This is a genomic window from Pseudomonas sp. Sample_16, from assembly GCF_004307665.1.
GTDB lineage: Bacteria > Pseudomonadota > Gammaproteobacteria > Pseudomonadales > Pseudomonadaceae > Aquipseudomonas.
This window is the reverse complement of record NZ_RCOB01000034.1, coordinates 1-9,785: the sequence shown is the minus strand read 5'-3', so window position 1 is coordinate 9,785 and position 9,785 is coordinate 1. Positions and strand designations below refer to the sequence as shown.

Annotated in this window: 11 protein-coding genes; 3 read left to right on the top strand and 8 right to left on the bottom strand. The window is 61.2% G+C overall.

Annotation, left to right across the window (positions count from 1 at the left end):
• From D8U69_RS04985 to glyQ, 3 genes are all read right to left on the bottom strand, one after another.
• Nucleotides 1-220 (bottom strand): HAD-IIIA family hydrolase (locus D8U69_RS04985; RefSeq protein ID WP_177434547.1); only part of this gene is annotated, 220 nt, incomplete at its 3' end.
• A gap of 4 nt (nucleotides 221-224) precedes the next feature.
• On the bottom strand, nucleotides 225-2,279 hold the full coding sequence (gene glyS / locus D8U69_RS04980) for a glycine--tRNA ligase subunit beta (RefSeq protein WP_056854252.1): 2,055 nt from the start codon (nucleotides 2,277-2,279) through the stop codon (nucleotides 225-227).
• A complete protein-coding gene (gene glyQ, locus D8U69_RS04975; protein ID WP_003213601.1) occupies nucleotides 2,276-3,229 on the bottom strand; it encodes a glycine--tRNA ligase subunit alpha in 954 nt (317 codons plus the stop codon). The genes glyS and glyQ overlap by 4 nt, the downstream gene beginning before the upstream one ends.
• 81 nt (nucleotides 3,230-3,310) lie before the next feature.
• Between glyQ and tag the strand changes: the two genes are divergently transcribed.
• The 3 genes from tag (at nucleotide 3,311) to D8U69_RS04960 (ending at nucleotide 5,196) form a co-directional block, all read left to right on the top strand.
• Nucleotides 3,311-3,868, top strand: a complete 558-nt coding sequence (gene tag / locus D8U69_RS04970) for a DNA-3-methyladenine glycosylase I (RefSeq protein ID WP_056854251.1) — start codon at nucleotides 3,311-3,313, stop codon at nucleotides 3,866-3,868.
• A gap of 40 nt (nucleotides 3,869-3,908) precedes the next feature.
• The gene (locus D8U69_RS04965; RefSeq protein WP_056854250.1) at nucleotides 3,909-4,796 is read left to right on the top strand and encodes a lysophospholipid acyltransferase; all 888 of its coding nucleotides are present in this window, start codon (nucleotides 3,909-3,911) and stop codon (nucleotides 4,794-4,796) included.
• A gap of 160 nt (nucleotides 4,797-4,956) precedes the next feature.
• Nucleotides 4,957-5,196: a PilZ domain-containing protein gene (locus tag D8U69_RS04960; RefSeq protein WP_056854249.1), complete on the top strand. Its 240-nt coding sequence runs from the start codon at nucleotides 4,957-4,959 to the stop codon at nucleotides 5,194-5,196.
• On the opposite strand, the gene D8U69_RS04955 is transcribed toward D8U69_RS04960, so the two are convergent.
• The 5 genes from D8U69_RS04955 to def all read right to left on the bottom strand — a co-directional run.
• On the bottom strand, nucleotides 5,187-5,504 hold the full coding sequence (locus D8U69_RS04955) for a tetratricopeptide repeat protein (RefSeq protein WP_056854248.1): 318 nt from the start codon (nucleotides 5,502-5,504) through the stop codon (nucleotides 5,187-5,189). The genes D8U69_RS04960 and D8U69_RS04955 overlap by 10 nt on opposite strands.
• A 173-nt stretch (nucleotides 5,505-5,677) precedes the next feature.
• On the bottom strand, nucleotides 5,678-7,054 hold the full coding sequence (trkA, locus tag D8U69_RS04950) for a Trk system potassium transporter TrkA (RefSeq protein WP_056854247.1): 1,377 nt from the start codon (nucleotides 7,052-7,054) through the stop codon (nucleotides 5,678-5,680).
• Between the two features lie 21 nt (nucleotides 7,055-7,075).
• Nucleotides 7,076-8,386, bottom strand: a complete 1,311-nt coding sequence (gene rsmB, locus D8U69_RS04945; RefSeq protein WP_130906819.1) for a 16S rRNA (cytosine(967)-C(5))-methyltransferase RsmB — start codon at nucleotides 8,384-8,386, stop codon at nucleotides 7,076-7,078.
• Nucleotides 8,383-9,342 carry a methionyl-tRNA formyltransferase gene (fmt, locus tag D8U69_RS04940; RefSeq protein ID WP_130906818.1) on the bottom strand — a complete coding sequence of 320 codons (960 nt, stop codon included), beginning with the start codon at nucleotides 9,340-9,342 and terminating at the stop codon, nucleotides 8,383-8,385. The genes rsmB and fmt overlap by 4 nt, the downstream gene beginning before the upstream one ends.
• A gap of 69 nt (nucleotides 9,343-9,411) precedes the next feature.
• The coding region (gene def / locus D8U69_RS04935) for a peptide deformylase (protein ID WP_130906817.1) at nucleotides 9,412-9,785 on the bottom strand (374 nt) is incomplete at its 5' end.

The following is a 9,785-nucleotide window of genomic DNA, read 5'->3' as shown; positions in this document are numbered from 1 at the left end:
AGCGCTCGTGCATGGCATCCAGGGTGGCGATGTCGTAATAGCCGCGAGCGATGCCGGACTGGTTGGTAGCAACCGCTACCGTCCAGCCGGCCTTGCTCAACTGCGCAATGGCTTCGATCGAACCGGGAAGTGGAATCCACTCCTGCACCGACTTGATGTAAGCGTCGGAGTCGTAATTGATCACTCCGTCGCGATCGAGAATCAGCAGTTTCAACAGCAGCCCCTCAGCCCAGCAGCGAAATATCGGCAACGCCGAGGAACAAGCCGCGCAGGCGCGCCAGCAATGCGTAACGGTTGGCGCGCACGTTGGCGTCGTCAGCGTTGACCATCACGGCTTCGAAGAACGCATCCACCGGCTCACGCAACGCCGCCAGACGTGCCAACGATTCGCTGTACTGACGGGCCGCAGCCATCGGCTGGACAGCCTGGTCTGCCTGCTGGATCGCCGAGTACAGGGAGAACTCGTTGGCGTTGTCGAAGTACTTGGCTTCCACCACGGTAGGAACGGAGCCTTCGACCTTGCTCAGCAAGTTCGACACACGCTTGTTCACCGCCGCCAGGGCCGCGGCTTCCGGCAATTGACGGAAGGCTTGCACGGCTTGCACACGCTGATCGAAGTCCAGGGCCGAACCCGGCTTCAGGGCACGTACCGACAGATAGGTTGCGACATCGACGCCTTCGTCTTCGTAACGTGCACGCAGGCGATCGAAGATGAACTCCAGCACCGAATCGTTCAGACCGGCAGCCTTGACCTTGGCACCGAACGCGGTCACGGCGAAAGCCACGGCGTCGTTCAGGTCCAGATCGAGTTTTTTCTCGATCAGGATACGCAGCACGCCCAGCGCAGCACGGCGCAGTGCGTACGGGTCTTTGCTGCCTGTTGGCAGCATGCCGATACCGAAAATGCCCACCAGCGTGTCGAGCTTGTCGGCAATCGCCACGGCCGCACCGGTCAGTGTGCTCGGCAATTCAGCGCCGGCACCGCGCGGCATGTATTGCTCGTTCAGCGCCAGTGCGACGTCTTGCGGCTCGCCGTCGTTGAGGGCGTAGTAGTAACCGGCGACACCTTGCATCTCCGGGAACTCGCCGACCATTTCGGTAGCAAGGTCACACTTCGACAGCAGGCCTGCACGGGCAGCCCAGGAGGCGTTGCCGCCAATGCGAGCTGCGATGTAAGCGGCGAGTTTGGAAACACGTTCGGCCTTGTCGTAGACGCTGCCGAGTTTTTCCTGGAACACCACGTTCTGCAGGCGCAGGTTGAAGTCTTCGAGTTTCTGCTTCTTGTCTTGCTTGAAGAAGAACTCGGCGTCGGTCAGGCGTGGGCGAACCACTTTCTCGTTACCGGCGATGATCTGCTGCGGATCCTTGCTTTCGATGTTGGCCACGGTAATGAAACGAGGCAGCAACTTGCCGTCGGCATCCAGCAGGCAGAAGTACTTCTGGTTGTCCTGCATGGTGGTGATCAGCGCTTCTTGCGGCACATCGAGGAAGCGCTCTTCGAACGAGCACACCAGCGGCACCGGCCATTCGACCAGCGCGGTCACTTCATCGAGCAGGGCCGGCGGAACGATTGCCGTGCCTTCCTGGCGGGTGGCCAGCTCTTCGGTGCGCTTGCTGATGATCTCGCGGCGCTCGTTGGCGTCGGCCAGCACATAAGCGGCACGCAGGTCGGCCAGGTAGCTGGACGGCGAACCGATGCGCACGCTTTGCGGGTGATGGAAGCGGTGACCGCGAGAGTCGCGACCGGCCTTCTGGGCGAGGATGGTGCAATCGATGACCTGGTCACCGAGCAGCATCACCAGCCATTGGGTCGGACGAACGAATTCTTCCTTGCGCGCGCCCCAACGCATGCGTTTCGGGATCGGCAGGTCGTTCAGGGAATCTTCGACGATGGTCGGCAGCAGGCTCGCGGTCGGCTTGCCGGCGATGCTTTGGCTGTAACGCAGTTTCGGGCCGCTCTGATCGATTTCGCTCAGGTCGACGCCACACTTCTTGGCAAAACCCAGTGCTGCCTGGGTCGGGTTGCCTTCGGCATCGAATGCGGCCTGACGTGGCGGGCCATCGAGGTTGATGCTGCGATCCGGCTGCTGGGTGGCCAGCGAGGTGATCAGCACCGCCAGGCGACGTGGCGCGGCGTAAACGGTTTTGGTCTCGTAGTTCAGGCCGGCAGCTTGCAAGCCCTTGTCGATACCGGCGAGGAACGCCTCGGCCAAGGTGTTCAGGGCCTTGGGTGGCAGTTCTTCGGTGCCCAGTTCAACCAGAAAATCCAGAGCACTCATTGTGCAGCCTCCAGCTTGGCCAGTACTTCGTCACGCAGGTCCGGGGTCGCCATCGGGAAGCCCAGCTTGGCGCGAGCCAGCAGGTAGGCTTGCGCAACGGAACGCGCCAGGGTGCGCACACGCAGAATGTATTGCTGACGCGCGGTCACCGAGATGGCCCGGCGCGCATCCAGCAGGTTGAAGGTATGGGAAGCCTTCAACACCATTTCGTAGCTCGGCAACGGCAGCGGCTGGTCGAGCTCGATCAGGCGCTTGGCTTCGCTTTCGTAGAAATCGAACAGCTCGAACAGCTTCTCGACGTTGGCGTGTTCGAAGTTGTAGGTCGACTGTTCCACTTCGTTCTGGTGGAACACGTCGCCGTAGGTCACCTTGCCGAACGGACCGTCAGCCCAGACCAGGTCGTAGACCGAGTCCACGCCTTGCAGGTACATGGCCAGACGCTCGAGACCGTAGGTGATCTCGCCGGTCACCGGGTAGCATTCGATGCCGCCCGCTTGCTGGAAGTAAGTGAACTGGGTCACTTCCATGCCGTTGAGCCAGACTTCCCAGCCCAGACCCCAGGCGCCGAGGGTCGGCGATTCCCAGTTGTCTTCAACGAAACGGATGTCGTGGACCAGCGGGTCCAGGCCGACGTGCTTGAGGGAGCCCAGGTACAGTTCCTGGAAGTTGTCCGGGTTCGGCTTCAGGACCACCTGGAACTGGTAGTAGTGCTGCAGACGGTTCGGGTTTTCGCCGTAGCGGCCGTCAGTCGGGCGACGGCTTGGCTGTACGTAGGCGGCGTTCCAGGTTTCCGGGCCAATGGCGCGCAGGAATGTTGCGGTGTGGAAAGTGCCGGCGCCTACTTCCATATCGTAGGGCTGAAGTACCACACAACCTTGCTCGGCCCAGTATTGCTGGAGGGCGAGGATCAAGTCTTGGAAGGTACGCACGGCTGGCGTAGGCTGGCTCACGAAATTCACCTGTTTCTTGGGCTGCGATTTAAAGAGCGGGAGTATACCCGATTCATTGCTGCGCACGCCCCCTGGAGCCTTATGCCACGCTGCTTTTGGTGTTCCGAAGATCCGCTGTACATGGCTTATCACGATCAGGAGTGGGGCACGCCGCTACGCGATGCGCAGGGTTTGTTCGAGTTGCTTTTGCTCGAAGGGTTCCAGGCCGGCCTTTCCTGGATCACCGTGCTGCGCAAACGCGAGCATTACCGACAGGTGATGTTCGGTTTTGACGTGCAGCGCGTGGCGCAGATGAGCGACGCGGAAATCGATGAATTGATGCTCGATCCGGGGATCATTCGCAATCGCCTCAAACTCAATGCGGCCCGGCGCAACGCCCAGGCCTGGCTGGCGCTGGAGGACCCGGTGGAGTTTCTCTGGTCCTTTGTCGGAGGCAAGCCCGTGATCAACCATTTCAGGGATCGCAGTGAAGTCCCCGCCGTGACGCCGACCGCCGTGGAAATGAGCAAAGGCCTGAAAAAAGCCGGTTTCACCTTTGTCGGGCCGACCATTTGCTACGCCTTGATGCAGGCCAGCGGCATGGTCATGGATCACACCAAGGATTGCGATCGCTACGCGATGCTGGCGAACGGCGGTTAGAATGACCGCCTCGCGCACAGCACAAAATCAGGAGTGACCTGTGGATAAGTTTAAAGGCGCCTTGCTGGTAGGCGCTCTGCGGCTGTTTGCCCTGCTCCCGTGGCGGGCCGTGCAGGCCGTGGGCTCGGCGATCGGCTGGGTCATGTGGAAAACCCCGAACCGCTCCCGCGATGTCGTACGGATCAACCTCGCCAAGTGCTTTCCGGACATGGACCCCGCCGAACGTGAGCGGCTGGTCGGCCAAAGCCTGAAAGACATCGGCAAATCCCTGACTGAAAGCGCCTGCGCCTGGATCTGGCCGGCCCAGCGCTCGATCGATCTGGTGCGCGAGGTAGAAGGGCTGGATGTTTTGAAGGACGCATTGGCGTCGGGCAAGGGTGTGGTTGGCATCACCAGCCATCTGGGTAACTGGGAAGTGCTCAACCACTTCTATTGCAGCCAGTGCAAGCCGATCATTTTCTATCGGCCGCCAAAATTGAAGGCGGTGGACGAATTGCTGCAAAAGCAGCGGGTGCAATTGGGCAACAAGGTTGCCGCTTCGACCAAGGAAGGCATCCTCAGCGTCATCAAGGAAGTGCGCAAAGGTGGTGCGGTGGGCATTCCGGCTGACCCGGAACCGGCCGAATCCGCCGGGATCTTCGTGCCGTTCTTCGCCACCCAGGCGCTGACCAGCAAGTTTGTACCGAACATGCTCGCAGGCGGCAAAGCGGTCGGCGTTTTCCTGCATGCGCTGCGGCTGCCGGATGGTTCGGGTTACAAAGTGATCCTCGAAGCTGCGCCAGAGGCCATGTACAGCACCGACACCGCAGAGTCCTGTGCGGCCATGAGCCAGGTCGTCGAGCGCTATGTGCGGGCTTATCCGAGCCAGTACATGTGGAGCATGAAGCGCTTCAAGAAGCGCCCACCCGGTGAAGCGCGCTGGTACTGACGCAGTTGGCACACTCTGTGGATAACCTGTAGGAGCGAGGCTTGCCCGCGAAGGCGACTGTCAGCCGACAAACGATATTGAAGGCGAAGTCCTCTTCGCGGGCAAGCCTCGCTCCTACAGGTCTGGATTATCCACAATCGATTTTCAAGGGCGCAAAAAGATGTCCGAGCAGCGCAAATCATTTCGCATCAAGATCACCCACGAAAGCTTCGGCGAATGCCTGGGCCAGACGCGCAATCTTTCGCACACGGGTGTCTACGTCAAGCACCCGGCACTGGCGGCCTTGCCTAAAGGTGCGGTGGTCTACGGCCAGGTGCAGGACTTGCCCACAGGCGCGCCGCGAGTGCGCATGGAAGTGGTGCAGGTGGATGTCGAAGGGATTGGCTTGCGCTATCTCTGATCGGCTCGGTCCAGTTTTTTCATAAACACAGTCATTTCCTTCTCGGCCTGCTTGTCGCCATGGTTGCGAGCGGCTTCCACGCCCTTCTCCCAAGCCTGACGCGCAGCCGCGTGATCCCCAAGTGCCAGATGCGCCTTGCCCAGCAGCTTCCACGCCGCCGAATACTTCGGGTCGAAATCGACGCAGCGTTGAAAATGCTCCGCCGCCTTGGCGTTCTCCCCCAGATCCAGATAACCCTTGCCCAAGCCGAAGCGCAGTAAAGAGTTATCCACACCCTTGGCGAGCATTTTTTCCAGGGATTCGATCATGGACACTTTTCCTTTGAGAGTAGAAATCTCTGTGGCGAGGGAGCTTGCTCCCGCTCGAGCGCGAAGCGGTCGCTAAAGAGCTACCTGGCTATGTCTGATAAATCGCGATCAGAGGTTTTGCGACTGCTGCGCAGCCGAGCGGGAGCAAGCTCCCTCGCCACAAAAAAGCAGGGTCAGAAGAAACTCAACCCTACATGGAACAGCTTTTCCACATCGCGAATATGCTTTTTATCCACAAGGAACAGGATTACATGGTCACCGGTTTTGATCACGGTATCGTCGTGGGCAATGATCACTTCTTCGTCGCGGATGATCGCGCCGATCGTTGTACCCGGTGGCAGCCCGATGTTCTCGATGGCCTTGCCGATCACCTTGCTCGATTTTGCATCGCCATGGGCGATGGCTTCGATGGCCTCGGCCGCACCGCGGCGCAGTGAGTGCACACTGACGATATCGCCCCGGCGCACGTGGGCCAGCAAGGTGCCGATGGTCGCCAGTTGCGGGCTGATGGCGATGTCGATGTCACCGCCCTGGATCAGGTCGACGTAGGCCGGGTTGTTGATGATGGTCATCACCTTCTTGGCGCCCAGACGCTTGGCCAGCAGCGACGACATGATGTTGGCCTCGTCGTCGTTGGTCAGCGCCAGGAACAGATCGGCGTCGGCGATGTTTTCTTCCATCAGCAGGTCGCGGTCCGAGGCGCTACCTTGCAAGACCACAGTACTGTCGAGGTGGTCCGAGAGATGACGGCAACGTGCCGGGTTCATCTCGATGATCTTCACTTGATAGCGGCTTTCGATGGCTTCGGCCAAGCGCTCGCCGATCTGGCCGCCACCGGCGATGACGATGCGTTTGTAGGTCTCGTCGAGACGGCGCATTTCGCTCATCACGGCGCGAATGTTCGCCTTGGCGGCGATGAAAAACACCTCGTCGTCGGCCTCGATCACGGTGTCGCCCTGGGGCAGGATCGGCCGGTCGCGGCGGAAAATCGCGGCCACGCGGGTTTCGACGTTCGGCATGTGCTCACGCAACTGCCGCAATTGCTGGCCCACCAGCGGCCCACCGTAGTAAGCGCGCACGGCCACCAGTTGCGCCTTGCCTTCGGCGAAGTCGATCACCTGCAGGGCTCCGGGGTGCTGGATCAGGCGCTTGATGTAGTTGGTGACCACTTGTTCCGGGCTGATCAGCACATCCACCGGAATCGCTTCATTCTGGAACAGCTGCTCTTCGCGGGTCAGGTAGGCAGCCTCGCGCACCCGGGCGATCTTGGTCGGGGTGTGGAACAGCGTGTGGGCGACCTGGCAGGCGACCATGTTCGTTTCATCGCTGTTGGTCACGGCGACCAGCATGTCCGCATCATCGGCCCCGGCCTGACGCAGCACGGTCGGGAATGAGCCGCGGCCCTGGACGGTGCGGATGTCCAGCCGGTCGCCGAGGTCGCGCAGGCGCTCACCGTCGGTATCGACCACCGTGATGTCGTTGGCCTCGCTGGCCAAGTGTTCCGCCAGCGAACCGCCGACCTGCCCTGCGCCGAGGATGATGATTTTCATCCAGTCACTCCCTTAAACCGGTTAACCGCGTGCGGCGGCGATCTTGATCAGCTTGGCGTAGTAGAAACCGTCGTGTCCGCCCTCTTGCGCCAGCAATTGGCGACCGTGGGGCTGCTTGATGCCGGCCGTGGTGGCCAGGTCCAGCTCACGGGCGCCCGGGGTGCGAGCGAGGAAGGCTTCGATGACTTCGGTGTTCTCGGTCGGCAATGTCGAGCACGTGGCGTAGAGCAGAATGCCGCCCACTTCCAAGGTTATCCACATCGCGTCCAGCAGCTCGCCTTGCAGCACCGCGAGTGCGGCGATGTCGTCGGGTTGACGGGTCAACTTGATGTCCGGGTGACGACGAATCACTCCCGTGGCCGAGCAGGGGGCATCGAGCAGGATGCGCTGGAACGGCTTGCCGTCCCACCACGCCTGGGTATCACGGCCATCGGCGGCAATCAGTTCGGCGCTGAGTTTCAGGCGTTCGAGGTTTTCACGCACGCGCACCAGCCGCTTGGCTTCAAGGTCGACCGCTACGACGCCGGCCAGCTTTGGCTCGGCTTCAAGAATGTGGCAAGTCTTGCCACCCGGAGCACAGCAGGCGTCGAGTACCCGTTGGCCCGGCGCCAGATCCAGCAGGTCGGCGGCCAGTTGCGCGGCTTCATCCTGCACGCTGATCCAGCCTTCGGCGAAACCCGGCAGGCTGCGCACGTCCGTGGCCGCTTCGAGCACGATGCCATCACGGCTGTAGACACACGGGGCGGCGGCGATACCCGCGTTGGTCAGCAAGCCGAGATACGCGTCGCGGCTGTGATGGCGACGATTGACCCGCAGAATCATTGGCGGATGCGCATTGTTCGCCGCGCAGATGGCTTCCCATTGTTCCGGCCAGAAGGCCTTCAGGGATTTTTGCAGCCAGCGCGGGTGAGCGGTGCGCACCACCGGGTCACGTTCCAGCTCGGCAAAAATCGTTTCGCTTTCGCGCTGGGCATTGCGCAGCACGGCGTTGAGCAAGGCCTTGGCCCAGGGTTTTTTCAGCTTGTCGGCGCAGCCAACGGTTTCGCCAATGGCGGCGTGGGCCGGGACGCGGGTGTAGAGCAGTTGATAGAGGCCAACCAGCAGCAGAGCTTCAACATCGGCGTCGGCAGCCTTGAACGGTTTCTGCAACAGCTTGGCCGCCAGTGCCGACAAGCGCGGTTGCCAGCGCGCGGTGCCAAAGGCCAGATCCTGAGTGAAGCCGCGATCACGGTCCTCGACCTTGTCCAGTTGCGTGGGTAGCGAGCTGTTGAGCGATGCTTTTCCGTTCAGGACAGCGGCAAGTGCCTTGGCGGCGGCCAGACGCGGATTCATTGAGCGTCCGCCGCTTGACCGAGAATTGTGCCAATGGCGAATTTCTCCCGACGGCTGTTGAACAAGTCGCTGAAATTCAGTGCCTTGCCACCGGGCAATTGCAGGCGCGTCAGGCACAGGGCCTGCTCACCACAAGCGACGACCAGGCCGTCCTTGCTGGCGCCAAGAATCTCCCCCGGCGTGCCCTTGCCTTCGGCCAGGTGCGCGGCCAGCACTTTCAAGGCTTCGCCATTCAAGGTGCTGTGGGTGATCGGCCAAGGGTTGAAGGCGCGGACCAGGCGTTCCAGTTCAATCGCCGGGCGAGCCCAGTCGATGCGCGCTTCGTCTTTGTTCAATTTGTGTGCATAAGTGGCGAGGCTATCGTCCTGCACTTCGCCTTCCAGGGTACCGGCGGCAAGGCCGGCAATCGCCTGGACCACGGCCGGTGGACCCATTTCGGCCAGACGATCGTGGAGGCTGCCACCGGTGTCTTCGGCACTGATCGGCGTGCTGACCTTGAGCAGCATCGGCCCGGTATCGAGCCCGGCTTCCATGCGCATCACGGTCACGCCGCTTTCGGCATCACCGGCTTCGACGGCACGCTGGATCGGCGCTGCACCGCGCCAGCGCGGCAACAGCGAGGCATGGCTGTTGATGCAGCCCAGGCGCGGAATATCCAGCACCACTTGCGGCAGGATCAGGCCGTAGGCGACCACCACCATCAGGTCTGGCTTCAACGCGGCCAGTTCAGCCTGGGCCTCTTCGTTGCGCAGGGTTGGCGGTTGCAACACGGGGATGTGGTTTTCCAGTGCCAACTGCTTGACCGGGCTTGGCATCATTTTTTGCCCACGGCCTGCCGGGCGATCCGGCTGGGTGTAGACCGCAACGATCTCGTAAGGGCTGATCAGCAGGGCCTTGAGGTGTTCGGCGGCGAATTCCGGGGTGCCGGCAAAGACAATGCGCAGTGGCTCAGTCATGAAAGCTCTCGATTACAAAGCAGCTTGAAAAGAAAAAGGCTTGCCGCAGCAAGCCTTTGAAGAGGGGCATCAGGCGTTCTGGCGATGGAGCTTTTCCAGCTTCTTCTTGATGCGGTCGCGTTTGAGCGTGGACAGGTAGTCGACGAACAATTTGCCGTTGAGGTGGTCGCATTCATGCTGGATGCACACAGCGAGCAAATCTTCGGCGATCAGTTCGTAAGGCTGACCGTCGCGGTCCAGCGCCTTGACCTTGACCCGTTGCGGGCGATCGACGTTTTCGTAGAAGCCCGGCACCGACAGACAGCCTTCCTGATACTGGCCCATGTCTTCGGTTAGCGGTTCGAGCTCGGGGTTGATGAATACTCGAGGCTCGGTTCGGTCTTCGGAAAGGTCCATCACGACGATACGTTTGTGCACGTTGACCTGGGTCGCGGCGAGGCCGA